At 66.2% G+C, this 24,002-nt stretch carries 26 protein-coding genes, 1 tRNA gene and 1 pseudogene; 19 read left to right on the top strand and 9 right to left on the bottom strand.

The features are described 5' to 3' along the window. Nucleotides 1-529 precede the first annotated feature (529 nt). Nucleotides 530-1,093 (bottom strand): dihydrofolate reductase family protein, encoded by a 564-nt coding sequence (locus AB0H75_RS36575; RefSeq protein ID WP_367804232.1) that lies wholly within the window; start codon nucleotides 1,091-1,093, stop codon nucleotides 530-532. A 469-nt stretch (nucleotides 1,094-1,562) separates the two neighbouring features. Between AB0H75_RS36575 and AB0H75_RS36570 the strand changes: the two genes are divergently transcribed. Both AB0H75_RS36570 and AB0H75_RS36565 read left to right on the top strand, forming a co-directional pair. Beyond that, nucleotides 1,563-2,360: an FkbM family methyltransferase gene (locus tag AB0H75_RS36570; RefSeq protein WP_367804231.1), complete on the top strand. Its 798-nt coding sequence runs from the start codon at nucleotides 1,563-1,565 to the stop codon at nucleotides 2,358-2,360. A 178-nt stretch (nucleotides 2,361-2,538) separates the two neighbouring features. Continuing rightward, nucleotides 2,539-3,183, top strand: coding sequence for a hypothetical protein (locus AB0H75_RS36565; protein WP_367804230.1), 645 nt, complete (start codon nucleotides 2,539-2,541; stop codon nucleotides 3,181-3,183). A 25-nt stretch (nucleotides 3,184-3,208) separates the two neighbouring features. Here the strand turns inward: AB0H75_RS36565 and AB0H75_RS36560 are convergent. Then, nucleotides 3,209-3,844 (bottom strand): annotated as a pseudogene (locus AB0H75_RS36560) (transposase); the annotation flags it as partial. Between AB0H75_RS36560 and AB0H75_RS36555 the strand changes: the two are divergent. Continuing rightward, on the top strand, nucleotides 3,750-4,226 hold the full coding sequence (locus AB0H75_RS36555; protein WP_367804229.1) for an integrase core domain-containing protein: 477 nt from the start codon (nucleotides 3,750-3,752) through the stop codon (nucleotides 4,224-4,226). The pseudogene AB0H75_RS36560 and the gene AB0H75_RS36555 sit on opposite strands and share 95 nt — an antisense overlap. Before the next feature lie 108 nt (nucleotides 4,227-4,334). Next, nucleotides 4,335-5,084 carry a hypothetical protein gene (locus AB0H75_RS36550; protein ID WP_367804228.1) on the top strand — a complete coding sequence of 250 codons (750 nt, stop codon included), beginning with the start codon at nucleotides 4,335-4,337 and terminating at the stop codon, nucleotides 5,082-5,084. Between the two features lie 1,344 nt (nucleotides 5,085-6,428). Here AB0H75_RS36550 and AB0H75_RS36545 read toward each other — a convergent pair. After that, nucleotides 6,429-7,229 carry a hypothetical protein gene (locus tag AB0H75_RS36545; RefSeq protein WP_367804227.1) on the bottom strand — a complete coding sequence of 267 codons (801 nt, stop codon included), beginning with the start codon at nucleotides 7,227-7,229 and terminating at the stop codon, nucleotides 6,429-6,431. 86 nt (nucleotides 7,230-7,315) lie between these two features. Next, nucleotides 7,316-8,683: an AAA family ATPase gene (locus AB0H75_RS36540; RefSeq protein WP_367804226.1), complete on the bottom strand. Its 1,368-nt coding sequence runs from the start codon at nucleotides 8,681-8,683 to the stop codon at nucleotides 7,316-7,318. Between the two features lie 258 nt (nucleotides 8,684-8,941). Here AB0H75_RS36540 and AB0H75_RS36535 point away from each other — a divergent pair, with 258 nt between their 5' ends. Then, a complete protein-coding gene (locus AB0H75_RS36535) occupies nucleotides 8,942-9,505 on the top strand; it encodes an NUDIX hydrolase (RefSeq protein WP_367804225.1) in 564 nt (187 codons plus the stop codon). Here AB0H75_RS36535 and AB0H75_RS36530 read toward each other — a convergent pair. After that, on the bottom strand, nucleotides 9,483-10,700 hold the full coding sequence (locus AB0H75_RS36530; protein WP_367804224.1) for an XRE family transcriptional regulator: 1,218 nt from the start codon (nucleotides 10,698-10,700) through the stop codon (nucleotides 9,483-9,485). The genes AB0H75_RS36535 and AB0H75_RS36530 overlap by 23 nt on opposite strands. Before the next feature lie 121 nt (nucleotides 10,701-10,821). Here AB0H75_RS36530 and AB0H75_RS36525 point away from each other — a divergent pair, with 121 nt between their 5' ends. From AB0H75_RS36525 to AB0H75_RS36470, 12 genes are all read left to right on the top strand, one after another. Beyond that, a complete protein-coding gene (locus AB0H75_RS36525) occupies nucleotides 10,822-11,235 on the top strand; it encodes a hypothetical protein (protein WP_367804223.1) in 414 nt (137 codons plus the stop codon). After that, nucleotides 11,232-11,537, top strand: coding sequence for a hypothetical protein (locus tag AB0H75_RS36520; RefSeq protein ID WP_367804222.1), 306 nt, complete (start codon nucleotides 11,232-11,234; stop codon nucleotides 11,535-11,537). The genes AB0H75_RS36525 and AB0H75_RS36520 overlap by 4 nt, the downstream gene beginning before the upstream one ends. Nucleotides 11,538-11,575: 38 nt before the next feature. After that, a complete protein-coding gene (locus AB0H75_RS36515; RefSeq protein WP_367804221.1) occupies nucleotides 11,576-12,013 on the top strand; it encodes a hypothetical protein in 438 nt (145 codons plus the stop codon). A 65-nt stretch (nucleotides 12,014-12,078) separates the two neighbouring features. Beyond that, nucleotides 12,079-12,795 (top strand): GntR family transcriptional regulator, encoded by a 717-nt coding sequence (locus tag AB0H75_RS36510; protein ID WP_367804220.1) that lies wholly within the window; start codon nucleotides 12,079-12,081, stop codon nucleotides 12,793-12,795. Between the two features lie 122 nt (nucleotides 12,796-12,917). Then, nucleotides 12,918-13,343 (top strand): plasmid replication, integration and excision activator, encoded by a 426-nt coding sequence (locus tag AB0H75_RS36505; protein ID WP_367804219.1) that lies wholly within the window; start codon nucleotides 12,918-12,920, stop codon nucleotides 13,341-13,343. Then, nucleotides 13,344-13,610 (top strand): hypothetical protein, encoded by a 267-nt coding sequence (locus AB0H75_RS36500; RefSeq protein ID WP_329591030.1) that lies wholly within the window; start codon nucleotides 13,344-13,346, stop codon nucleotides 13,608-13,610. Beyond that, complete coding sequence (locus tag AB0H75_RS36495; protein WP_367804218.1) at nucleotides 13,607-13,936, top strand: hypothetical protein; 330 nt, start codon at nucleotides 13,607-13,609, stop codon at nucleotides 13,934-13,936. Before AB0H75_RS36500 ends, AB0H75_RS36495 begins: the two co-directional genes overlap by 4 nt. Nucleotides 13,937-14,024: 88 nt before the next feature. After that, nucleotides 14,025-15,452 carry an FtsK/SpoIIIE domain-containing protein gene (locus AB0H75_RS36490; protein WP_367804217.1) on the top strand — a complete coding sequence of 476 codons (1,428 nt, stop codon included), beginning with the start codon at nucleotides 14,025-14,027 and terminating at the stop codon, nucleotides 15,450-15,452. Next, entirely contained in the window at nucleotides 15,449-15,652 is a 204-nt protein-coding gene (locus AB0H75_RS36485; RefSeq protein ID WP_367804216.1) for a hypothetical protein, read from the top strand. Before AB0H75_RS36490 ends, AB0H75_RS36485 begins: the two co-directional genes overlap by 4 nt. After that, nucleotides 15,649-17,262 (top strand): replication initiator, encoded by a 1,614-nt coding sequence (locus AB0H75_RS36480; RefSeq protein WP_367804215.1) that lies wholly within the window; start codon nucleotides 15,649-15,651, stop codon nucleotides 17,260-17,262. Before AB0H75_RS36485 ends, AB0H75_RS36480 begins: the two co-directional genes overlap by 4 nt. Further along, complete coding sequence (locus AB0H75_RS36475) at nucleotides 17,259-17,450, top strand: helix-turn-helix transcriptional regulator (protein ID WP_367804214.1); 192 nt, start codon at nucleotides 17,259-17,261, stop codon at nucleotides 17,448-17,450. The genes AB0H75_RS36480 and AB0H75_RS36475 overlap by 4 nt, the downstream gene beginning before the upstream one ends. Beyond that, nucleotides 17,447-18,832: a tyrosine-type recombinase/integrase gene (locus AB0H75_RS36470; protein ID WP_367804213.1), complete on the top strand. Its 1,386-nt coding sequence runs from the start codon at nucleotides 17,447-17,449 to the stop codon at nucleotides 18,830-18,832. Before AB0H75_RS36475 ends, AB0H75_RS36470 begins: the two co-directional genes overlap by 4 nt. Before the next feature lie 246 nt (nucleotides 18,833-19,078). Here AB0H75_RS36470 and AB0H75_RS36465 read toward each other — a convergent pair. Next, nucleotides 19,079-19,163, bottom strand: a tRNA-Tyr gene (locus tag AB0H75_RS36465). Nucleotides 19,164-19,546: 383 nt separating this feature from the next. On the opposite strand from AB0H75_RS36465, the gene AB0H75_RS36460 reads away from it, so the two are divergent. Together AB0H75_RS36460 and AB0H75_RS36455 are read left to right on the top strand one after the other, a co-directional pair. Then, nucleotides 19,547-20,047 carry a YajQ family cyclic di-GMP-binding protein gene (locus AB0H75_RS36460; RefSeq protein WP_367804212.1) on the top strand — a complete coding sequence of 167 codons (501 nt, stop codon included), beginning with the start codon at nucleotides 19,547-19,549 and terminating at the stop codon, nucleotides 20,045-20,047. A gap of 338 nt (nucleotides 20,048-20,385) precedes the next feature. Further along, nucleotides 20,386-20,862, top strand: coding sequence for an NUDIX hydrolase (locus AB0H75_RS36455; RefSeq protein ID WP_367804211.1), 477 nt, complete (start codon nucleotides 20,386-20,388; stop codon nucleotides 20,860-20,862). Here AB0H75_RS36455 and AB0H75_RS36450 read toward each other — a convergent pair. The 3 genes from AB0H75_RS36450 to AB0H75_RS36440 form a co-directional block, all read right to left on the bottom strand. After that, the gene (locus tag AB0H75_RS36450; RefSeq protein ID WP_367804210.1) at nucleotides 20,837-22,339 is read right to left on the bottom strand and encodes a hypothetical protein; all 1,503 of its coding nucleotides are present in this window, start codon (nucleotides 22,337-22,339) and stop codon (nucleotides 20,837-20,839) included. The two genes, AB0H75_RS36455 and AB0H75_RS36450, sit on opposite strands and share 26 nt — an antisense overlap. An 8-nt stretch (nucleotides 22,340-22,347) precedes the next feature. Then, nucleotides 22,348-23,199 carry a zinc metalloprotease HtpX gene (htpX, locus tag AB0H75_RS36445; protein WP_367804209.1) on the bottom strand — a complete coding sequence of 284 codons (852 nt, stop codon included), beginning with the start codon at nucleotides 23,197-23,199 and terminating at the stop codon, nucleotides 22,348-22,350. Between the two features lie 165 nt (nucleotides 23,200-23,364). Next, a complete protein-coding gene (locus AB0H75_RS36440; RefSeq protein WP_367804208.1) occupies nucleotides 23,365-23,823 on the bottom strand; it encodes a helix-turn-helix domain-containing protein in 459 nt (152 codons plus the stop codon). Between the last annotated feature and the right edge of the window lie 179 nt (nucleotides 23,824-24,002).

The following is a 24,002-nucleotide window of genomic DNA, read 5'->3' as shown; positions in this document are numbered from 1 at the left end:
TCGAAACACCGAAAAAGACCCCTTAGGACCTCTGACCTGCTGTTACCGCTGGTGATACGCGCGAGGTCCGACTCGCGTCGGCTGAGCCGACGGCTCTCCAGGGCGCCGCACGTCCCGGCCCTCCACGCACACGTTGCCGACCCACGGCGCAGCCGTACGACCAGCCGCAGACGCCAACACCCATTCCGTACGTAGGCAGGCCGCCAGCCAGCTCAGTCACCGTACGCGGGAACGAGCCCGAACGACCTTCCCGCCGATCCACCACAGGAGAGGCTCATCGTCCCCAACCGCTCGTGGAACGGCGACGCTCAACAGACTGGCGACCCGGCCCCGTCTGCCAGGTGTCGGGTGTCGGGTGTCGGACAGCCTGTCGCGTCACGTCCGGCTACGTCCACGGACGTGACCCCAGCGTTCGCCGGAGTTCGCTGACGATCCCACCGGTTGCTGCATTCCTCGGCTGCACCGTGCACCCCTTCCTTGGATGGCCCGAAGCACGGGCCGAAACACGGGCCGATCCGAGGCCGGGTCCTCAGCGCCTGGTCTCGTACCTGGTCAGGAGTACGCCGCCGGGGAACGTCCGGGTCTCCACCAGGGCCAGGTTCACCCAGTTGTCCAGGGCCGTGAAGAACGGCATGCCGCCGCCCACCAGGACCGGATGGGTGACGATCGTGTACTCGTCGATCAGCCCGGCCCGCATGGCCGCCGCGGCGAGTGTGGCGCCGCCGATGTCCATGGGGCCGCCGTCCTCGGCCTTGAGCCGGGTGATCTCGGTGACCGCGTCGCCGGTGACCAGGCGGGCGTTCCAGTCGACCGTACTGGTCGTCGAGGAGAACACCACCTTCGGCATGCCCCGCCAGCGGCCGGCGTACTCGATCTCCGCCGGTGTGGCGTCAGGCCGCTGGTCGGCGGTCGGCCAGTGGGAGCTCATCGTCTCCCACAACTTGCGCCCGTACAGCGCCAGGCCGGTCGCCCCCACCCGGTCGGACCACCACTGGAACAACGCGTCACTCGGCACGCTCCAGCCGAGGTCGCCGCCGGGCGCGGCGACGTAGCCGTCCAGGCTCAGGTTCATGCCAAAGCTCAGTTTCCGCACGACGTCAGCCTCCTGCGAGTCGGTATTCGGCGTACGGACCAGCCCGGCGCGAAAAAGTCATCGGTCAGACCGCACCGATCCGATCGGATCCGAGCCCGGTCAAACGAGTTACTCAAATCCCCGATCGACACCCGACCAGCGAAAACGCCACCAAGATAATTCGGAACCAAGCGACCGCGACCGCAACCGCAACCACCCGACCACAGGACGAAACTCGCGATCTACAGCGACCGTGACTGAATCTACCGACACATGGTTGATCAGCTTGATACGCTGCCGCAGCATGCCTCTGTCCATGAAGCGACTACGACAAAATCTCGCCATCGGGCTAATGCGCACAGCTAGGGCGGCGAGCAGGAGCCGGTTAACCCGCACCGTACTGAGGGGCCGTAGTGTCCGGCGCTTTCCGCTGGTCAACCGGCTCTATCATGCGGTGTTCCGGGTAGGCGTCGCCGCCGGAGACCGAGACGTGGAGGCTCGATACCGGGGCGTCGTGCTGACCGGTCCGATGTGGGACGCGACGATCATGCCGTCGATCTCGGGGGGATATTACGAGGAGTTCGAGGTCGGCGTCTTCGAGCGACTCGCGTCGGTGAGCCATTCGATAATCGACGTCGGAGCGAACATCGGCGCCTACACCTGCACGGGCGCCGCACGGTTGCCCCGGGACGGCATGCTGATCGCTTTCGAGCCTGCCCCGGAGAACGCCGCCTACCTGCGACGCAATGTCGGACATAACGACCTCGACAGCCGCGTGACCGTAGAACAGATGGCCGTCGGGGCCGCGCCCGGCGAGCTGACCATCCACCTGTCGGGCGAGCAGTCCGGCAAGCACTCGGCCGCCGTGGCGAATGTGGGGACATCTTCTGGGGCCGTCACCGTACCCATGACGTCGATCGACGCCTACCTCGACGGCAGCGGCCTCGGGCCACCCGACGTCATCAAGATCGACGTCGAGGGGTACGAGGGCTTCGTGCTGCAGGGCGCGGCTCAAACCCTGACCGCGACGCCGACGCTGCTGTTCGAACTGCATCCCGAGCTTCAGGCGAACTGCGGCGGCGACGCCGGCGAACTGCTCGACCTCGTCTTCGCCCACTACCGCTGGGTCTTCTTGGTGGACGAGCTGGACAACGTCCTGCGCTTGTGCACGCGAGCCGATCTCAACGCTCCCGACACCATTGGCCTGTACCGCTCCAACCTCGTGGCCATCGACCGCCAGGAGCACCTGGACGCGGTCCGGCAATGGCACGACGGGTCGATGGCATAGCACGGGGTGAATCAACTGACCCCTCAACAGTCCACCGGCGCCGTCGCGGGCAGCCCTGCTCGCCTCACGTGGCTCACAGACCTTCAAGCGGCTGACCAGCCAGTTCGCTGGACCGCCCCAGACAATCATCGCAGCCACACCGCCATCACCTTCAAGCGCTAACAGGGAGACAGTCGTAATGACGCCGTGGGAAGTGGCCCTGGCACAGGCCGATGTGACCAGCCATATGATCCTCTACACGCAGGCGCCGATCGTGAAGAAGATCCGCGTCCGCGGCGTCCTCCCCGCCCCCCGCCGGTCGCCTGCCGTACGAGTCGCCGTCGGCCGTCGCAAGGCCACCGTCGGCGAGCTCGGCGCCATCTACGAGATCCCGCTCTTCCAGCAGGATGAGGTACTGCTCCCATGGGAGGCAGTCAGCCGCGTACGGCACGAGGCCAGCGGTTTGCGCTCCTACTCCAGCGATCAGGTGGACACCGTCCTCGATACGCCGCTGATCAGGCTCCTGGAGGAGGTGCCCAGCGAGGAGCGTCTGGAAGACGGAGCGCATACGCTGCTGACCACGCTGAGCTGTCCGTTTCCGAGCTATGAGGCGCAGGAGAAGGCACCGTCACTGCTGGTCGGCTTCCTGTACCTGGGTGAGGGCCGGATGCGACTCTACGTGCGGCATCAGGATGATCCCGATGTGGTGGCGTGTGATGTGCGGCTTGCAGAGGCGGGGCCCGCCGTGATCGCGGAGGTGTTCTCTCGGTCGCAGGAACGGGAACTGTTTGAGAAACCAGGGGACGATCCGCACTGTGCGGCTGTAGTGGATCTAACGCACTGACCGGCTATCGAATCGGGAGGTCGCCCATGGACTCATCATCAGGGAAATCGGCCTTCAGCCGGTTGGCTATCTGTTCCGGGCTCCAGGCGGTCACCCATCGGCGATCTCCTCGGTGCGGCTTGTTCCGCCCTTTCCACGGCCCAGCCTCCGGCCCGAGTACCGTCCCGTCCGGCCCGTGGATCTGACCGGATAGCCGTTCCTGCACGTAGTGGCGCAGCCGGTCGTTGGTGGCCAGCTTCACCACTTTTGGACGCCGGGCCACCAGGTCGGCCTTCCACCGCGCAACAGACGCGCGGTAGTCCAGCCGGCCACCGCGGGTCACGGCGTTACGCCGTAGCTCCCAGGAGATCGTCGACGGGTGGCGGCCGAGCAGCCAGGCTATCTCCCGAACCCCGACATCCTGCGCCTTCCAGATCGCGATCTCCTCCCGCTCCTGAAAGCACAGGTAGCGGCCGGAGAGCGGGGCAAGATCCATCGGTGGCATGCCACCACCATGCCGCAACCACCGACCACCCACAGCCTGCGCCACCCCGACCGCAGCAGCCGCCTCCTCAGCAAGAAGCCCTTTGGCGATCTCTCGCCAGAACACCCGCTCAATCTCCCGCCGATGCGCTGGAGCGCCCGGCGACTTCATCGGTGACCGTCCCGTCAACGCCTGCATCCATCCAGCTGGCCGACCCATCAACGCCTCCCAAATCGAGGTGTTGCGACGACCGGTTGAATCCGCCGAATACACGGCCGCCCGTCACCAGGAGCTGTGCCGGCGCCTGGGCGTGGTCCAGTCCATGGGCCGCGTGGGCTGCGCGCTCGACAACGCCACCGCCGAAGCGTTCAACAGCACCCTCAAGGTCGAGTATGTGCACCGCCACCGCTTCCGCACCCGAGCCGAGGCCCGCCTGAAGATCGCGACCTGGATCGCCGACTTCCACAACACCACCCGACGGCACAGCGCCAACGACGGCCTGCCGCCCATCACATTCGAACGTCACATGATCGAGAAAAGACACGCCTCATCGGCCCTGCTGAGGACCGCTGTGGCATAGAACCGTCTCCACACTTCAGGGGATTGACAGTGCCGCTCTCCAGCAGTCTCAACGCTCTCCGCTCAAGATCACCGATAGGGTGCGCCAGAAGCAGAAGGAGCCCCTGACGTGTCACCCTCAGCCCCGTTAGCGTGGATGGCGGCCCTCGCCGCTGCGGCCTACCCCACCTGGGACACCTGGCATAACTGGATCGACTGGTCCTCCCTGTTCACGGCCGCCGGCATGCCGGAGAAGTACTACGCCACGGAGCACTACGGAGGCTTCACCGAGGGCGTCATACGCTGCGTACGCCTGTACGACTCGATCGACCGCTCGCCGTTCCTGCCGCTGCGCGACGACCTCGCCACCCTCACCGACCTCGCGACGACCTTGGCCGTGCCTGTGCTGGCCGTCCTGATCGCCCTCATCCGGCGGCATTCGGCGACGACGGGACCGCGTGTCGCCTGGGTGCTGGCGCTGATCGCGCTCGTCCGGCCGCTCTCGGCCGACTACCACGGGGACGGCATCTGCTCAGGCTCGCTGCCCATGTTCACCCCGGACTGGTTCGAGGCTCTGTCCGGCGGCTGGGGACTCTGGGAGCTGTGCCTGCTGGCGGCCGCCCTGCTGGTGCTGCTCGCATCCGACTCCCCGGCGCCGCCGATCTCCGGGTGGCGCGCGCTGACGGCGGCCATGGACGCCCTGGTGGTGTACGGGCTGGTGGCCCTCGCCCCGCTCCTCACCGGGGACGAATCCCTACGCGCCGGCCTGCTGCGCCAACTCCAGTTCGACGGCATCCGCGATGAACCCGCCCGGCTGCTGGTGCTCGTGCTGCCGGTCGGCTACCTCCTGTGGAGACACGGCCGGCGGACAAAGAGGTAAGAACGCGCACCATACCCATGACCGCGCTCACGGAAGCGGGTCCGGAGCCGTGCTCACCCGCGGGCTGCTCGCGAGGATCAACCAGGCCAAGGACGGCAGACGAGCCGCGGCCGATACGTCCAACCGCAAGCGCATGCTCCTCTTTCCCAGGCTTGATCGATTGGGAACGTATTGGAAACGATCAGCCATAGTCGTCCAGTGGCGGCCATGGACGGCCGGATACAACGCGAGAGGCCCGTCACCGCGTTTCCGCTGGTGACGGGCCTCTTCCCGCTGGTGTGGCAGGTGCAAGGTTCGAACTTGCGTAGGCTGAGCCGACGGTTTTACAGGGCGTCACCCGTTCTGATGCCTAACAGCCCGTGGCCTGCGGTGCAGCCATGCGGCAGACGGCCTATCTCACAGATCATTCCGCGCATTTTCCGGATCATGGGAGACAGCATCTCTCCTGCTGTTTCGTGCCTCGGCATGGAGCTGGACCGCAACGATCTTGCTCGGTGAGCCGTGCTGAGGAACGAAGCACGGCTCGTCGATCGCCCCCGACCACGGCTAGACATCAGCCATCATCAGGCGATCGAAAGGGCGGTACCGGCAGAGGCCCACTACCTCCAAGTTTCCAGCCGGTCCTGCGATGAGCTGATACGGCACAGGTCGCAACCTCGCCTCGATGGTGGCGGAGTCGGAATGCCAGCGCAGCCGAGGGCAATGGTGGCTATTCTGGGGTGGACGCTTACTTCGGATCTACCCCTATCAGCAGGCACAAGTAGTTCTCTGAGATGCCGGGCACCCAGCGCCGCCCACCTTGATTACAGGGACTACGCCTTTTCGAAAGGTGTAGTCCATGCTGCCCGAGATCTTGGGTCAGGCAAGCGAGCTCTGGTGGGTCCCTGTGGTTGCCACTGGGATCCCATACCCACTCAACAAGACGGTCCAGCTTGTGATCGGCCTGCGAGCCCTGAAGAAGGCGCGCCCCGAGGACGTCCCGGCCGTCGTTACCGCTCTATCGCGCTGGGGGAAAAAGTAGGACAACTCGCGCCGCCGCCTGCCATATAGGCGGGAGGCGGCGGCGCGGCCGGCGGCAGAGCGTAGACGCAAACAGAGAGAGTGGGAGTCTCACCGCGTCGGCTTCCTGCGCGGCGGTGCGGCGCTCGGTCGGCGGGTTCGGCGCGTACGGAGGGGCAACCGTACGGCGATGCCCCGCGCGGCGCGCCGCGCGAGAACGGCCCCCAGGCCGCACGCGCAGCGTGGCGGCGCTGACGCGGGGCATACGGCGGCGCGGCGCGCCGCCGCTTGATACTCGTAGGGTCAATTCGTCAACGAAGCTAACCCACTTTTCACGCCAACCATTCAGGCGGCGAGAGTAGCGCATCTCCAGATTTTGCGACTGTTTTCGCGTCGCCAAACATTGATCTGGCTAAAGAAAACACAACTGGCCAACTCTGTACACCCGAAAGCGGCGCGGAGCGTTTTTTCCAGAACATCTGCAGCTACGGAGTATGATGCATGAACACGAAGAATTATGGTAAGTGCTCGGACCAGATCATGACCAGAGCAGAAAGGCATTCCATCTGATATTCTAGTAAGCTCATTTAACACCTTGCCAGCGAGATCCGAAGGAGCAATGGTGACGGCTCCAGAGCATCTCTGTATCGCAATCTGAGCCATCTTGTTGACATCTATAATCGTGGATTTCCCCTTGGTCACCTCTCCCAAAGGGAATTTCTTCAAAGGAAGATCATACCCGTCCCGAACCGAGATCAGCCTTAGGGCGCCGAGAGGGAGAGCTAGAAGTGTGGCGGCCTCGGCAACTGTTTTGCAGCTACCATTGGCAAGGAATCCGTCGATCCCGCTCCTGCCGCCGAAGCTATAAGCTATACGATCGCATATGGAGCCGGTGTAGAAGATGGTTGCATCCAAGTCATGGCGATCGGTGAAAAACAAGTTTCCATAAGATGGAGAAGGGTTGCCAGCGTGATCTTCGAGATCGCGGTCCACTAAGGCAATCACGTCTGGCACTGAATCATTATTTAGCAGTGTAATGGCAGGAACAACGATCGCCTTGCCGTTTCCGGGGACGATGTTCACATCAGCTTCATCTACGTGATCCTTCAAGGCGAGGAAGTCTGCTTCACCCTCGACGATCATCATGACCCTTCGATCGATTGACCGAAGCATTACAATGTAGGCGTACAGATCATCAGAGGTGAGGCTTTCGAACATTCCTACAGTCCAATCTAACGATCCTCAGCCAGCAGAGGGATCATCCTTGAACGCCATGTGTGCACAATTTGAGGCGAATGTGTAGCTACGATGAAGCGCAGCGGTACGAGGCTAGCAATTTTTATCAGGTCGCCCATAAATGCTTGCTGCCAAGTTACGTGCAGCGATATTTCCGGCTCATCGATGAGCACCAAACTATACGGGTCGGCGTTGAACAGGAGCTCGTAGATCAGTACAAGTTCATGTTGCTCTCCCGACGAAAGCTGCCCCGGATGCAACAGTGTGCCGCCGGATGTCTTGAATCGAAGCCCTTGTTCTCGGTCGATGACTAGTTTTTTCTGCAGAAAGCGTGAGTCGACAATATCTTGCAGCAGGTCTATCTTCTTCAGTAGCGACTCGAACGTTTTGAGCTTTGTCTCGGTATCGTTGAGATAATTCCACAGAACAAGGCGCTGCCAGGGCGGCATCGTTCCTTCAGGAAGCGGTATCTCGTCAGAAGTATCCAGGAGCGAGATGTCGGAGAGCCTCCTACGCAGGATACCTTGCTCGTCATAGCGAGATCGGATATTCTCTTCCGTGGCATCGTCTGGCGGCTCACTTCCTCCATGCAGCAGCTGGCGAGGGAATTGCTTATCCAACTGCTGAGAGATACGGGAGTTTTTGGCTAGCTCATCTCTGAAGCGCTTTGCCAAATCCTCGGAAAACTCAATTACAGTAGCCATGTTCAGCTCGCCCTCTTCGAGGGGGCGCTTTCTAGCTGTTCTCTGCGCGCTAAGCAGGCGTTGCGTTTCGATGAGATGCACATTGATAGAATCGAGGTATTCTCGGATCTCGATCGGAACATCTCGGAGCGATGGAATGCCTTGAGAACGCGGAATACCGTAGCGATCCGCAATTTCTTTAATGTCAGCTACTCTACCCGTGCGCCGATCCCGCCATAGTCCGCTAGGCATCCGTTTGAACGACGTATCCCGCTCCAGAAATCGCAAAAAAGCAGGATCCATCCTCGCCGTGTTGTTTTCCGCCCGCCAAGGGTACTCCTTGCCTGCGGGGGTTACGAGATTGACATATAGTGTTATATCTCCGTGATCTTCGCTTATATCTGGTAGCGTGAGCTGCTCTGTCTTATCCACAGTCAAAGAAGCGCCATCCGAAAAGAGGAGTCGAGCCGAATCGAATGGCGTCGCAATTATTTTGCCTGTTTGGAGATTGAAGATTGCCGAAATTAGCTCTAGCAGTGTTGTTTTGCCTACGCCGTTGGGGCCATGGAGGATAATGAACTCGTAGTCCGGATCAAAAGAGACATTATGGTCGAACTGGCCCAAAAGCCCCCGAACCTCAATCCCCGTCAGGAGGGCAGGCGACTCCGTCTTACCAGTCAAGGCTTCCTCGCAGCATTCGCATCATCGACAACACTGATGTTGAAGGACAGTACATCAGCTAACACGGCACAGTTCAATGATCAGGTTTGGGCAGCGATGACTGCTATGTGCCGGTCTCTGCCCAATCAGAGCATGTAGCGATCGTTATGGTTGCCTCATTGGCCGCTGTGAGCGGCTCACCCATTTGAAGGACTATCACCTCAGATTAATGGCCAGAAGCCGTATGCCCTGAGCTGACTAAGACGGTAGCTTCACGGTGTGGCTGATGACGCTGAGCTGACGCGATGGGTTGTGCATGGGGAACGGCTGATCTACGACAACCGCTGGATTCGGCTGGGGCTGGCCGACGTTGAGATCCCCGGCGGGGAGCGGTTCGAGCATCATGTAGTGCATCTGGATCGCGCCGCAATCGCCGTCGTGCTGGATGAACACAATCGGGTCTTGCTGATGTGGCGGCATCGGTTCGTGTTCGATCGATGGGGATGGGAGCTTCCCGGTGGGCTGATCGAGGTCGGTGAGGATCCGATGGTGACGGCTCTGCGGGAGGTGGAGGAGGAGACCGGGTATCGGCCGGCGGGCCTTGAGCATCTGGTCTCGTATCAGCCGATGGCGGGGATGGTCGACTCCGAGCACATCCTGTTCGTGGGGCGCGGGGCTGAGCTGGTGGGCAAGCCTGAAGGTGAGGTGGAGGCCGACCGGCTTGTATGGGTCCCTATGAGCGAGATCCCGGGCATGATTGCCCGCGGGGACATCTGGACGTCGGGGACGTTGATCGGGTTGCTTCAGGCTCAGGTGTGGCTCAACGGCCGAGGGCGCGGTTGACGGCCTTGGCCAGTTCGTCGATGCGGCGGCGTTGCCGACGACTGCCGGTCATGGTGGCCAGTTGCTGGGCGCGTTGGATGTGGGGCTGGGCGGCTTCGGGGTCGCCTGCGGCGAGGAGGGCGTGGCCGAGGTCGCAGCGTACGCCGGATTCGGCTCTGTTGTAGGTCCCGTCCATGCCGGCGAGGGCTGAGCGGAGGTCGTCGGCGGTGTCGGGGTCGCCGAAGCGTACGAGGCAGTTGCCGCGCCAGCGGGCTACGTGGTGGGCGTTGATAGATAGGTAGGGCATGTCCGGGTCACCGTCGCCTTCGGGGAGAAGGGTGGTGGCCTGGTGGAGAGCGGCGCGGCAGGTGGTTTCGTCGCCGAGGATGGCGGCGGCTTCTGCTTCGGCTGCTGAGAGCCAGGTGCGGAGTCTCGCGGGTGTGTGGTGGCGGTGTTGCTGGTGGACGTGCTGGAGGAGTTCGGTGGCTTCGGCGGGGCGGCCAAGTTCCATGAGGACGTATGCCTGTTCACCGGAGACATAGGCCAGTAGGGCTGCGTCGTCTGCTTCGTAGGCGGCGGCTTTGGCGCGTTCGTAGTGGGTCCAGGCGTCGTTGAGTGCCAGGGTGTTGATGGCCTGCCATCCCGCGAGTGAGGCGGTTTCGGCGAGGAGGTGGGCCAGTTGGGCGCGGATGGTGGGGCGGATGGCGTGGCGGTGGGCGCGTTGGATTTGGGCCATCTGGGCGTGCATCTTGTCGGCGATGGCGGGTCCTCCGAGGCGGCGGTCCAGCAGGCGGAGGTTGTTGGTGTCGGTGCGAAGGATCATGACCGTGGTGTCGTCTACTGCTGAGGCGGCGTCCAGGCGGCCGAGGAGTTCGGTGGTTTGCTCTTCGTGTTCGTCGTCGTGGTCGCCGGTGGGTGAGGCGATGTCGAGCGGGGCCAGGCCGAGGAGCATACGGGCGTGATCGGGCAGGCGTAGGCCGGCGGCGATGCGCTCGATGACGGCGAGTTCTTTGATCGTTCCGTTGCCGCGCAGGATGGCGTTGACGCGGGGCTGGCCGAGACCGGTGGCAGTGCCGATGCGGACCTGACTGGCGCCGTATTTGGCTGCGATTCTGAAAAGTCCGGCGATGTCGCGCTTCCTGAGAATGTCCCGGGTCTGTTCCTGTTCCCAGACGACGGCGGGTAGTTCGATTGGGTCGAACGCGCCATTCTGCATTGCTTACCTCCGGCTTTTCGCGCCCGGATGATGCTTTCCCTCGCGCGGCGGAGCCTATATCCCGTGGTCGTATATCAGCGTGGGATAGGTCTGAAAAGTATCGGCAATCATGCTGTCCGGCATGACAACGCCAGTCAGATGTACAGAGTGCGACGGGCGGGGCTGGAAGATCGTCACTCGGCGCGGCCATGTCGCGGCCACCGGGCTGGGTCTGGCAGCGTCCGCGCAAGAGGACTGCCTGCACTGCCCGGGGTCGGCCGAGACGCCGCAGGAGCGGTTCGAGTGGGAGGTCCGCATCCCCTCGGAGCAGGGCGACGCCCTGGGGGCGTGCGGGTCCTCGGCTTTCCAGGCCACGGCGATGGACGAGCTGCGCAAGGCGATGCGGAGCGTGCCGGGCGACGTCTCTGTCCGGGGCAGCATCGTGCATAGAGTCTTTGACTTCGGCGCGGGTTCTGACGCTTTGTCAAGCCGTCAGATCTTCCGCGCATATCTCGATCCGGCGGGGTCCGTGCTGTTTGAGCGGACCGCCAAGTGACCGCCTCCATGCTGATCGGCGGCGGTCCCTGTCGATCGGCCGCGTTCCTGCAACAGGAATTGCGCCACCAAGGGATCAATGCCGATGTCCATGATGGTTATGGGCTGGCGCTGGTTTCGGTCTGGGTGGGTCTGGTCGTCTGGTGCGACGGTAGGCGGTTCTGTTGGCGTACCGGATGGAATCCCGACCACCACCGGGTTATTTATGCGTGGCATCCGGCGAGTGATCCTCTCGGGGCGGCGCGCCGGGTGGCGATGCGTTACGCCGAACTCCGGTCTCGGCAGGCTTCGGAGTCGTCGTGAGCGACCCGGGTTCGCGCATCGGTTGGAGAGCGACGATCGTGGACACCTTCCACAGCCATGTGCGCACGCGTGCTCTTCACTCGGCGCTGGTCGGGCGTCAGGGCGTGGTGGTGGCGGTCCTGAGCAACGGCACGACGGCGTTGGTTCGGCTCGACGGCTACGCCTGTGAACTGCCCTATGGCATACGGCGCTGGCCGCTCCAGTGGGATGACCTCGATCTGAAGGAGCCCATCGTGGTAGCTGCTCCCCCGGCGTTCGTGACCGGGCTTATGAGGACGGGGCAGTCGACCGAGATGCACGCCGTGGAGCCGGGCGCCGAGGTGGCGGTGTGCTCGTCGCCGGCCTGGCCGCTGCCGATGTGTGGTTGGTCGGTGCCCTTCTCTGTGACTGCGCGCAGGGCGTGCCCCGCGTGCGTTGCCTTGGTGAAGGCTCGTGAGCCGGTTACATCCTGCTGCCCTTTGGACGAGGGCCGCTGACAGGCGGTTGCCTCAGCCGGTACTGTGCTTATGCGCACAAGTGGAAGAGTGAACGGGCGGTTGAGATGGGCATGGATTTCGCCCCACCCAAATACGCGCAGGTTATGCGGACGATTCAGGAGCGGATCGAATCGGGCGAGTACGCCCCGGGTGACATGCTGCCGTCCGAGACCCAGCTCGTGCGCGAACTCGGCGTCGGCCGGACCACTGTCGTGCGCGCTCTTCAGACCTTGGCCATGCAGGGGTGGATCGAGCGTGAGCACGGCCGCGGGTCGTTCGTCAAAGGTCGCCCGCAGAGCGCTGCCGAGGCCGTACGGCCCAGCCTGAGCACGACCGAGCAGGGCGAGAACGCCGATGCGGTCCTAGAAGCAGGGCGCGTACCGGCTCCCCGTCATGTCGCGCGCCTGCTTGGCGTCGCCGAGGGAACGCCGCTGATCGCGCGGAAGAGAGTAGCGCGGCAGGCCGATGTGGTCTCGGCGGTAGAGACGATCTGGGTGCCGCTGGAGCACGCTATCGGCACGGACCTGGACAAGCCCGAACCTCTGCGGCGGGGTATCCGCCAGCATCTCCAGGCGGTCAAGCATCTGCGCTTCGACCACATCACCGAGCGGGTCAGCTCGCGCAAGCCGACCAAGGAGGAAGCGGAACTGCTCGGGTCGTCCAACCCGGTTCTCGGGGTGCTGGCCACCGTGCACGATCCGGCCGGCGACGTGCTGATGGTGGTGAGCCTGGCGCTGCCGGGGAGCCTGCACGTGCTCGAAGATGTCTTCAAGGTGAGCTAACTCTTACCCGTCACTTACCGCTCAACCACTTGTGCGGACGAGTTGCGGTCACCTACTCTCAACTCGTGCGGACAAGTGGACGAGCGAACGTAGAGCTGTCCTCCGCTATCGAGAGGAACAACATGGCCATCCAGGGACCCATCCCCGTCACCTACCCCATGGTCTTCCCGCACGGCTGCTACATCGTCGGTGAGGTCGAGCCTGTCAAGGACTTCGACGCCTCCGCCGGCGGCCGGTTCGTGCAGGCCCGCGACAAGCAGACCGGTGAGCTGGTCTGGCAGGTCGCGGTCATGGACGGTGACCCGACCCTCAAGCCCGCCCAGAAGACGGTGGCGGTAAAGATCCTCGCCCCGGTGCAGCCGGTGCCCCCTCAGCCGATGCCGGGGCTGCCGTTCACGCCGGTCGAGTTCGACGGCATGTCCGTCACGCCGTACGTCAACGCCGCCGGCCGTCTCGCGTACTCGATCAAGGTCCGCGAGATGCACGCGCCCCGCCAGCTCAACCAGCCCGCCCAGAGCAAGGCTTCGGCCGGAAAGGATGCCGCTTAAATGACCCGACGCCGTACGCCGCGCAACAGCGTGATCCGGCTGACCACCGGGCACGCCGCCCGTACCCTCAACCACCCGTTCCCGCGTCGTGAGCCCGTTCTGGCGCTCGACTTCGGCGCCACCTCTGTCCTGGTGACCACCAGCGGGCCGGTCACGGTGGAGGACCTGGAGTTCGCGCGCCAGCTCGCCCGTGAGGCATCGCGTTTCGCCCGCTCGCTGGAGCGCAGCTTCTACGGGCTGCCCGACGGTAAGGGGGTCGCGGCGTGACGCTCGGCCCCTACACCTACCTGACCCTGTCCATGCGGCCGGAGTCCACGCCGCAGGTCGGCGTCTCCTTCCACACGCCGCATCTGAAGGTCCGCGCCGGACTGCTGCTCAGCGAACCGCGCCCGTACCTGGAGTTCAGCTCCCACGAGGCGAACGTGCACATCTCCACCACCGGGGCCGGGCCGGTCACCGACGCCGATCTGGCCACCGCTCGCGAGATCTTCACCGCTGCCGCTCGCTACCTGGCCGACTGCGAGCAGTTGCACGCCGAACAGACGGCCGACGACAAGGACGCCACCCCGGACACCACCGGCACGGCGGCCTGACACATGAGGCGGGGCCGCTGGAAGCGGCAACTTCCGGCGGCCCCTCGGTTCTCCCACGACTTGCTCAATCACGAGAGGTTCCCAGCTTATGTTCAAGCGGCTGCCTGGCGACGAGGCGCGCAACCTCGTCTCCACCACGCCCGACACGGCCGTTGTCTTTCGCCCGGCCGTGGTCACCACTCCCGCCATCCTCACCATCGTCATCCTCGCCTGGCGCATGCTCGCCGGGCTTGTCCGTACGATCTGGCGTCACCCCGTCGCGGCCCTCGTTCCGGTGGCCCTCGGCGCTGCCTGGTACTTCTATGGCTGGCCCTCGGCAGCGTGCCTGCTCGGCGTGGTCGTCCTGGCTCTGGCCTCGTGGGCGTTCCTCGACCGGCCGTCGTTCGCCCGCCTGGTCGGCTTCCGGCTGCTGGCCTGGTGGCGGCTCGTCTGGGTCTACCGCCGTCACTGGCAACCCGTCATGATCGTGTCCGGTCTCGGCCGCCATCTCAGGGGCCGCGACTACCTGCCCCGGCTGGGCAAGGTCACCTGCACCTCGTGGGCCGACCTGGTCACCGTGCGCATGCTCAAAGGCCAAGCGGTCAAGGACTGGTCCGACCGAACCGACCACCTGGCCCAAGGCTTTGGCGCGCAGTCGTGCCGGGTGGCGCTGTCGCACGCTGGTCGGCTGACGCTGACCTTCCCGCGCAGCGATCCACTCGCCTCGCCCCTGCCGGCGCTGCCCATACCGGAGTTGCCGACCGTGGGGCCGGTCGAGATCGGCAGGCAAGAGGACGGGCGGCCGTGGCGGCTCAAGGTGCACGGCACCCATGTCCTCGTCGCGGGCGCGACCGGGGCCGGCAAGGGGTCGATCATCTGGTCCGTCATCCGCTCGCTGCTCCCCGCCGCCCGTGCGGGCCTGGTCGAGCTGTGGGCGCTGGATCCCAAGCTGATGGAACTGTCCTACGGCCGCGACCTGTTCGGCCCGCGCTACGCGGCCACTCCGGAAGAGTGCGCCGACCTGCTGGACGAGGCCGTGAGCGTCATGCAGAAGCGGGCGGCTCGCTTCGCCGGTCTCCAGCGCTCCCACACCCCCACCGTCGATGACCCGTTCGTCCTGGTCGTGGTCGACGAGGTGGCGTTCCTGACCGCCTACCAGTCCGACCGCGGGCTCAGACAGCGGATTTCCTCGGCGCTGGCCACCCTCACCACCCAAGGACGCGCGGTTGGTGTCGGTGTCTTGGCCGCGTTGCAGGACCCGCGCAAAGAGGTCATGAACATCCGCAACCTGTTCCCCGACAAGATCGCCCTGCGGCTGGACGAGTCGGAACAGGTGGACATGGTCCTCGGCGACGGCGCACGTGACCGGGGCGCGCTCGCCGACCACATCTCGCCGGTTCCGGAACTGGGCGCGGGCGTCGGCTACGTCCGGCTGGAAGCCAGCCCCGAACCCGTCCGGGTCCGCGCCGCCTACGTCACCGACACCGACATCCGCGCCATGGCCGTCATCTACGGGTCGCCCGACGGTGCGGCATGATGATCTGCTTCCACGGCACCGCCGACGAAATCAGCCGGGTCGCCGGCCGTCCCTTGCTGGTCCTGCTGACCGCCCGTGACCTGCCCCGCATGCGCGTCTTCGAGCTCCACCACTCCCGCATCCACGCCCACCCCTCGCACAATCGCTACCGCCTCTGCGCGCGGCTGTCCGAGACCACCGACGAAGGGAGGCACCTATGACACATCCGCACGACCGCGCTCTTCCTCGGGCCGTACGCCAAGCCATGCCGATGGCCCGCGACGTGCTCGTGGAGGTCGCCAAGCAGCACGGCGTCTGCATCCGGCCCGTCCCTCTCCGGCGGCTCGACACCCACACCGGCAAGTGGGAGATCATCGATGTCCCATGCGGCTCCACCCTGGACAGCAAATGCCCGCCGTGTGCCAAGCGCAACCGGCAGCTTCGCATTGCCCAATGCCGCGAGGGCTGGCACCTCGACACCGAACCGGCCATCACGCCGGACGAGCCGAACGAGGAACAGCGCTGGCTGGTCGAGTTCCGCGCCGACATGCAGGCCAAGCGCGACGCCGCCGCGCAGGCCGGCGACGACACCACCGACCTGGACGCCGTCCTCTCCGGTCTGGACGAGGAGATCAACGCCGCCGGGATGAGGGGCAGCATCACCGGATCCGCGGTGCCCAAGCGCACCCGATCGACCCGGAGGCGGCAGGACGCCCCCAATCTGCCCAAGCGCAAGATGGCCAGGACCACCCTCGGGCGCACCTTCCACGCGCCCGATGGCAAGGTCTACCGGCCGTCGCTGTTCGTCACGCTCACCCTGCCCAGCTACGGCAAGATCCGTAACGGCGTCCCGATCGACCCGGACGCCTACGACTACCGGCGCGCCGCTCGGGACGCGCTGCACTTCTCCAAGCTCGTGGACCGCTTCGTGCAGAACCTGCGCCGGGTCGCGGGCTATGACGTGCAGTACTTCGCCGCCGTCGAACCTCAGAAGCGGCTCGCCCCGCACCTGCACATGGCCATCCGCGGCACCCTCCCGCGCGCCGAGATCAAGCAGATAGCCGCCGCCACTTATCACCAGGTCTGGTGGCCGCAGGCCGACGAAGTGCGCTTCGACGGTGACCACCTGCCCGTCTGGGACGAGCAGGCCGGCTACCTCGACCCGGCCACCGGGGAAGTTCTGCCCACCTGGGACGAAGCCCTCGACGCCCTGGACGAGGACGCCGAACCCCTTCACGTGCTGCGCTTCGGCGAACAGATCGACGTCCAAGGAGTCTTGGCCGGCACCCCGGACGCCGACCAGTGCATCCGCTACCTGTCCAAGTACCTGACCAAGTCCCTCGGCGACGCCCTCGACGGCGGCCAGGTTCAACGCGAGCACGCCGCCCGCATGCTCGACGCTCTCCGCCACGAACCCTGCTCGCCAACCTGCCCAAACTGGCTCCGCTACGGCGTCCAGCCCAAAGGAGCCAAGCCCGGCATGCAGCCCGGCCGGTGCCGCGGCAAGGCCCACAAGCCTGACCACCTCGGCTACGGCGGACGTCGCGTTCTGGTCTCCCGCAAGTGGTCCAACAAGACCTTGGCCGAACACAAGCAGGATCGCCGCACCTGGGTCCTGGAAGCCCTCGGCCAGACCGACGAACCTACCGACCCACACCGCTACATCTGGCGCCCCGTCCCGGCCGGCGACGCCAACGTGCCACCCCTCGCCGCCAGGCTTCTCCGCTCCGTCCACGAACGCCAACGCTGGCGAGCCCACCTCAGAGAGCTGGAAGCCAGAGCAGCCGGACAAGATCTTTCGGCAACCGAGGACATGGGGAGGGCCGCATGACCAAGCACGACGAACTCCTGACCGTCCGCCAGGTACTCAACGAGCTCGGCGGAGTCTCCCGCCGCACCTTCTACCGCTGGCGCGAGATCGGCAAGGCTCCCCACGGCATCCGCCTGCCCAACGGCGAACTCCGCATCTACCGCAGCGAACTCAACATTTGGCTGGAGTCCTTGCGGGAGGTCGCGTGAACGCCTCCTACGACGTGAAGTTCTGGGACATCCGCCCGAACAGGTCCACCAAGCCCGGCGAGAACCGCAAGACGATCTCCTACACCGTGCGCTGGACCGTGGCCGGGCGGGAGAAGTCCAAGACCTTCCGCACCTCGGCGCAGGCGAACAACTGGCTCTCTGACCTGCGCCAGGCCGCCAAGAAGGGTGAGCTGTTCGACCTGGAGACGGGCCTCCCTCAGTCGGTGATCAGGGCGAAGGAGGCCCGTACCGTCTACGCCTTCGTCAGTGCGTACATCGACATGAAGTGGCCGCACGCGGCGGCCAAGACGCGCGACAGCATCTCTGACGCTCTCGCCACGGCCCTGCCCGCTCTCACGAAGGAGCGCCCCGGCCGTCCGGACGCCAAGATCTTGCGTACCGCGCTGCGCAAGTACGCTCTCCTGCCCGAGACCAAGCGCCGTCCGGATGTGCCGTTGGAGAGCAAGCAGGCGCTTCGGTGGCTGGAAGGTGCCTCGCTCGACCTGACCGACCTGAACGAGGCCAAGACGGTTCGCCTGGCGCTCGACGCCCTCGCCCTCCGCCTCGACGGCAAGGCCGCGAGCGCGAACACGATCCGCCGCAAGCGCGCGGTCCTTCACGCCGTTTTGGAGTACGCGGTGGAGCTGGAGGAGCTGCCCGCCAACCCCGTGCACAAGGTCAAGTGGAAGCCGCCCAAGACTACGGAGACGGTGGATCCGCGGGTGGTAGTGAATCCTCGTCAGGCTGAGGCGTTGCTGGCCGCAGTTGCCTCCGTTGGCGGGCGGGGCCGCGGGCGTCGGCTCCAGGCCATGTTCGCGTGCATGTACTACGCCGCCCTCCGCCCCGGCGAGACGGTGGCGCTCCGACAGCAGGACTGTCATCTTCCGGCAACTGGCTGGGGCCGCATCCTCGTGGATGTCTCCCGCCCGGAGGTCAACGTCCAATGGACCAACACCGGCGACGCCCATGAGGAACGCGGGCTCAAGCACCGGGGCCGCGACGATGTCCGCCCGGTGCCCATCCCGCCCAAGCTGGTTCGGATTCTTCGGCAACATATCGAGGAGTTCGGCGTCGCCGAGGATGGCCGGCTGTTCCGCAGCGAGCGTGGTGGAGTCGTGGCCTCGACGGCCTACACGGAGGTCTGGCAGGAGGCTCGGAAGCTGGCCCTGACGCCCGCCCAGTTCGCCTCACCGCTCGCTCGCCGTCCGTACGACCTGAGGCACGCGGCGGTGTCCCTCTGGCTGAACGTGGGCGTGCCCGCCCCGGACGTGGCCGAGCGAGCCGGGCACGGCGTGGACGTGCTCCTCAGGGTCTATGCCAAGTGCCTCGACGGCCAACAGGAGATCGCCAACAAGCGGATTGAGGACGCCCTCCCCGCATGATTAACCAGCACTATCCAGAAGGGTCCCGGAACGCCACCGGGACCCTTCGCCGTTCCCACTGCGTTCCCACGCCCGCGCGTTCCGCGAATCCTCTGGATCATGGCCTCCGACCAGGGGAAACGCTTCATGATCCATTCCGGACATATTCCGGGACCTGCGACAACAGGCCGCTCACGGCGGCATCCGGCTGCATGACCCCTGAAACGCAGAAGAGGCCCCGAAGGGCCTCTGACCTGCTGTTACTGCTGGTGGCAGGTGCAAGGTTCGAACTTGCGTAGGCTGAGCCGACGGTTTTACAGACCGCTCCCTTTGGCCACTCGGGCAACCTGCCTTGTCGGTCCGCTCTCGCGGCGACAGACAGAAGAATAGCGGACTTCGGAGGTGCGCGTGACACCGGTTTGTCCTGCGGCGAGTTCTCGTGGTCGGTTACGGCGGGGTCGGGAGGTGCGGGGCGGGGGTGGAGGGTGTGGCCCAGGGGGGTGCGGGCGCATGGGGTGGTCGGGGCGGGGGGCGGTGGCCTGCATACGGCGGCGATGCTGGCTAGGCTCGTTCGCTGGGTCCGTGCGTTCCGGTGGCGTGTCGGTGCCGGGGTGTCGGGCGCTTCGAGGTATCGAGCATCTCTGAGTGCCGAGCGCTTCGGGGTGTCCGGTGCCGCGTCGAGCACGTGGGTACGCCTGGGCGGGCGGATCCGTACAGGACTTCGCAGCTGAGAGGGTGGGTGTTGTGGCTGATTCGTCGTTCGACATCGTCAGCAAGATCGACCGGCAGGAGGTCGACAACGCGCTGAACCAGACGGTCAAGGAGATCGGGCACCGGTTCGACTTCAAGGGCACCGGGGCGAGCATCAGTTGGTCCGGGCAGAACAACATCGAGATCAAGGCGAACAGCGAGGAGCGGGCCAACGCGGCGCTGGACGTCTTCAAGGAGAAGGTGGTCAAGCGCGGGCTCTCGTTGAAGATCATCGATGCTGGGGAGCCGAAGCTGTCCGGCAAGGAGTACCGGATGATGGTCGGGCTCAAGGAGGGCATCGACCAGGAGCACGCGAAGAAGATCTCGAAGCTGATCCGCGATGAGGGGCCCAAGGGGGTCAAGGCGCAGATTCAGGGCGAGGAGCTTCGGGTCAGCTCGAAGAAGAAGGATGATCTGCAGGAGGTCATCTCGCTGCTCAAGGGTAAGGATCTGGATATCGCGTTGCAGTTCGTCAACTATCGGTAGCAGTGCAGCCCCAGTCCAGCCCAGCCCAGTCCAGCCCAGTCCAGTCCAGCGCAGCCCAGTGCAGCGGCGTCAGGGGGCGGCGTCGGCACGCTTGCCGGGCCGGGATTGCTCCTGCCGTGGTGCTGGTGCTGGTGCTGGTGCCGGGTGAGCGGGGCTCGGGGTCGAGGGGTGGCGTGCGGTCGTGGGGGTCGCGGGTCGCCAGGTCGTGGGTCGCCAGGGCCGGTGGATGAGGCATGTGGTCGTTGCGGGGGCGGTGGCGGCCATGTGTCTCTTCTGCTGCGGTGCGGGGCTTTTCTGTGGAATGTCGGCAGAGGGTGGGGCGCCGTAAGCTCGACAGTGTGACGAAGATCCCCCTGCGCCGGTTCACGGCACGTGCCCTGCCCCTCGACGACCAGGATCGGGTGCTCCTGCTGCGCGGGTTCGATCCCGAGCGGCCCGACCAGCCGTTCTGGTTCACGGTGGGCGGGGCCATGGAGAACGGCGAGACGCTGGTCGAGGCGGCGGCGCGGGAGTTGTTCGAGGAGGTCGGGATCCGGGTCCGCGCCGGCGAGTTCAGCGGCCCGTACGGCACCAGCACCATCTCCTTCGAATGGGGCGGGTACGCCATCACCCAGGACCAGACCTTCTACGCGGTCCGCGTCGGCGAGGCGGCCGCCACCGTGTCGTTCGAGCACATGGAGCAGATCGAGAAGGACACCACGACCGCCTACCGGTGGTGGGGCGCGGAGGAGCTGGAGAGCACCGAGGAGAAGTACTTCCCGGAGGACCTGCCGGTCATCCTGCGCAAGATCATTGCGGACGGAGAACCCGGGTAGCCCCCGCGATCAGCGCCGTGGCGAGCACCCAGCCGGCGACGATCAGCGTGTACGCCAGCCACTGCGTCCACCCCACCGGGTCGAACGCCTCCCGCTGCCCGAAGGCGGGCAGCGGCAGCAGCAGGTCGAAGGCGTACGCGAACGCGTTGAAGTGCGGAGCTTCGTCCGGTTTGAGGGGGCGAGGCGGGTGGCCGGCGAAGACGGCCGTGCCGATGGCCAGCAGCAGCGCGAACCACATGCCGGCCAGCCAGGGCCGGTAGCCGTAGCCGACCGCGACGTCCAGCAGGCGGCCCCAGATGCGGCCGCCCAGCCCCTGGGTGCGGCGGCGGGCGCGGAGCTTGGCGAGCTGGGCGCGGCGGGCGAGCACGTCGTTGCCGTCGCTCAGGTACCAGGCGGCGAGCTGCTCGTACGGCTGCGGGCGGAAACCCTCCGGGTCGCGGGTGACCCAGTCGATCCTGCGGTCGATGCCGTGGCCGCGCAGGCGTTCGTAGGTGAGGCCGTTGAGGCGGAGCTTGGCGGGCCAGGTGGCGGGGTCGTCGTGCAGGGTGCCGAGCTTGCTGTGGGCGAGGGTGACGACGCCGTCGATGGGCTCGGCGGGGCGGAGGACGACCTCGCGGGCCTCCAGGTAGCTCATGTGGAGGGCGTAACGGGTGTCGGGGCTGTGTACGCTGCCCCGTAACTCGAGCATGCCGTTGACGCGGGCGCCGCGCAGCCGTACGCAGCCTTCCGCCCGGAATCCGTCGCCCAGGCGCATCACGTCCTCGACCACGACGTTGTCGGCGGTCAGGGCGTCCTTGCCCGGGTTGCGGAGGGTCGCGCCCTGCATGAAGCAGCCGCCGTTCAGGCGGGCGCCGACGAGGCTGACGCCGCCGGTGCAGTGGGCGTTGCGGAGGAAGAGGCCGGCGTCGATGACGGTGGCGTTGACGTACAGGGCCCACTCGTCGTCGTCGCCGACGATCCTGGTGCCGCCGAGCCACAGGCCGCTCTCGAACACGGCCCGCGCCAGCCTGACCGTGCCGGTGACGTCCGAGCCGGAGAGGCTGAGGTGGCCGGCCACGCGCAGGCCGCCGCCGCTCAGGCCGGGCAGCGCGCAGTCGGTCAGGCGGATGGTGCGGGTGGCGGCGCCGGTGAGCTGGACGGGCTCGTCCAGGTGGCAGCCGCTCATGACCAGCTCGTACGGGATCGTCCCGCTGACGAGGGCGAGCTGGCCGGTGATGCGGGCGCCGCGCAGGCGGACCGCCGGGACCGTGCCGGCACCCGCCTCCCGGGCGCCGAGCAGCAGGGACGCGATGACCTTGGCCCTGATCGTGCGCTCGGGGCCCCAGGTGTCGCCGTCCTTCGGGGCGTTCTCGGCGGCGGTGGTGACGATGGCGTTGGAGCCGCGCCTCCTGCCCGGGGCCGCCCCGCCGAGGTCGACGAACTCGCCGGCCGGGAAGGCGTTCCACAGCCTCCGCTCGGCCTCCGTCAATCGCGGCATGCGGCCCATCAGCGGCGGTAGCCGGCCATGCGTTCGAGGCGGGCGACGCGCTCGGACGTGGGCGGATGTGTGGAGAACAGGCGGCCGACGCCGGACCCGGCGAACGGGTTGGCGATCATCATGTGGGACGCGGACGTCAGGCGGCTGTTCTCGGGAAGCGGCAGCCGGCGCGCGCCCATCTCGATCTTGCGCAGGGCCGAGGCGAGGGCGAGCGGGTCGCCGGTGAGCCTGGCGCCCGATTCGTCGGCCTGGAACTCGCGGGTGCGGGAGATGGCCATCTGCACCATCCCGGCCGCCACCGGGCCCAGCACCATCATCAGCAGCGCGCCCAGGAAGCCCGGGCCCTCGTCGTCGTCGGAGCCGCCGAAGAAGACCGCGACGTAGCTGAGCCAGGTGATCATCGTGGCCAGCGCGCCGGCCACGGACGAGACGAGGATGTCCCTGTTGTACACGTGCGACAGCTCGTGCCCGATCACTCCACGCAGCTCGGCCTCGTCGAGGAGCTGGGTCAGCCCGTACGTGACGCACACCGCCGCCTGCCGGGGGCTGCGGCCGGTCGCGAACGCGTTCGGCTGCACCGTCGGCGAGATGTACAGCCGCGGCATCGGCTGCCGGGCCTGCGTGGACAGCTCGCGGACGATCCGGTAGAGGGCCGGGTGCTCGACCTCGCTGACGGGCCTGGCCCGCATGGCCGACAGCGCGATCCGGTCGGAGAAGAAGTAGGCGAAGGCGTTTCCCACCAGGGCGAGAACGAGCGCGATCTGGACACCGGTGCCACCGCCCAACCACGCGCCCACCATCAGGATCAGCGCCGACATGCCGCCCAGCAGGATGGCCGTGCGCAGACCGTTGTGGTGCAAGGGTTCCCCCCTTTCGTGCTCCGGGTTCACCACGTCCAACGAAGACGACCCGGGTCTTCGTTCCCCGGTGTGCTCAGCTGAGGGCGGAGCGCGATTTCCCCATCTCCGCGCTCCCCTCGCCGCGTCCCGGACACCGCCCACCACGACGGGGCGCGTCCTCGCTGGTCACGGGATCGACAGGCGGAGGATCAGCAGCTCGCTCCACTGGTCGATGGTGAGCCCGTAGACCCGGCTGAGCGTGTCGATCTGGGAGGTCGTGGGCAGGATCGTCCCGTTCTCCATGCCGGTGATGCGGGACGCCGGCAGGCCCGCGCGGCGGCCCGCCTCGGCGGTGGTGAGGCCGGCGCGTTCCCGGTGTCCGCGCAGGCCGTTCGCCAGCCGGACGGGCTCGGACGGCTGGGACGACCGGGACTCGGCGGCCGGTGGCGTGGCGGGCGCCGTGGTCATGGCCTGCGCGGGCGGGTCGGTGGGTGCGGAGGAGCGCGGCCACAGAGCGAAGATCAGGACGGCGATGATGATGACCAAGCCTCCGCCCGCCACCGCGGCGGTGCCGCGCGTGTAGGGGCGTACCCAGGTGCGCCCGCCGCTGGGCGTCCGGCGCCAGTGCCCTCTCACCCTCACCATGACCGGACCGTACGAATCATCCGATCGATGGTCCAGACGGCGGCGGGCGAGGCTTGCGTAACCTTCGGCGCGCGGCGCGACGGTGATCCCCCCGCGCCGTCGCGCCGTCCGTGTCCTGCCCGTTGACGTCCTGCCCGTTGACGAGGACGAGTGACGAGCAGAGGGCGGTGTTCCCAGCC

This window comes from Nonomuraea sp. NPDC050783, from assembly GCF_040802095.1.
In the GTDB taxonomy this organism is placed as follows: Bacteria; Actinomycetota; Actinomycetes; order Streptosporangiales; family Streptosporangiaceae; genus Nonomuraea.
Note: the sequence above shows the minus strand (reverse complement) of the source record. Positions and strands in the feature narration are given on the sequence as shown.

Coding starts and splice junctions, on each gene's coding strand:
- AB0H75_RS36475 (WP_367804214.1), top strand. CDS start 17,259: ATGACCAAGCACGACGAACTCCTGACCGTCCGCCAGGTACTCAACGAG.
- AB0H75_RS36500 (WP_329591030.1), top strand. CDS start 13,344: ATGACCCGACGCCGTACGCCGCGCAACAGCGTGATCCGGCTGACCACC.
- AB0H75_RS36450 (WP_367804210.1), bottom strand. CDS start 22,339: ATGCCGCGATTGACGGAGGCCGAGCGGAGGCTGTGGAACGCCTTCCCG.
- AB0H75_RS36485 (WP_367804216.1), top strand. CDS start 15,449: ATGATGATCTGCTTCCACGGCACCGCCGACGAAATCAGCCGGGTCGCC.
- AB0H75_RS36565 (WP_367804230.1), top strand. CDS start 2,539: ATGACGCCGTGGGAAGTGGCCCTGGCACAGGCCGATGTGACCAGCCAT.
- AB0H75_RS36545 (WP_367804227.1), bottom strand. CDS start 7,229: ATGATGATCGTCGAGGGTGAAGCAGACTTCCTCGCCTTGAAGGATCAC.
- AB0H75_RS36505 (WP_367804219.1), top strand. CDS start 12,918: ATGGCCATCCAGGGACCCATCCCCGTCACCTACCCCATGGTCTTCCCG.
- AB0H75_RS36490 (WP_367804217.1), top strand. CDS start 14,025: ATGTTCAAGCGGCTGCCTGGCGACGAGGCGCGCAACCTCGTCTCCACC.
- AB0H75_RS36525 (WP_367804223.1), top strand. CDS start 10,822: ATGACAACGCCAGTCAGATGTACAGAGTGCGACGGGCGGGGCTGGAAG.
- AB0H75_RS36480 (WP_367804215.1), top strand. CDS start 15,649: ATGACACATCCGCACGACCGCGCTCTTCCTCGGGCCGTACGCCAAGCC.
- AB0H75_RS36440 (WP_367804208.1), bottom strand. CDS start 23,823: ATGGTGAGGGTGAGAGGGCACTGGCGCCGGACGCCCAGCGGCGGGCGC.
- AB0H75_RS36510 (WP_367804220.1), top strand. CDS start 12,079: ATGGGCATGGATTTCGCCCCACCCAAATACGCGCAGGTTATGCGGACG.
- AB0H75_RS36530 (WP_367804224.1), bottom strand. CDS start 10,700: ATGCAGAATGGCGCGTTCGACCCAATCGAACTACCCGCCGTCGTCTGG.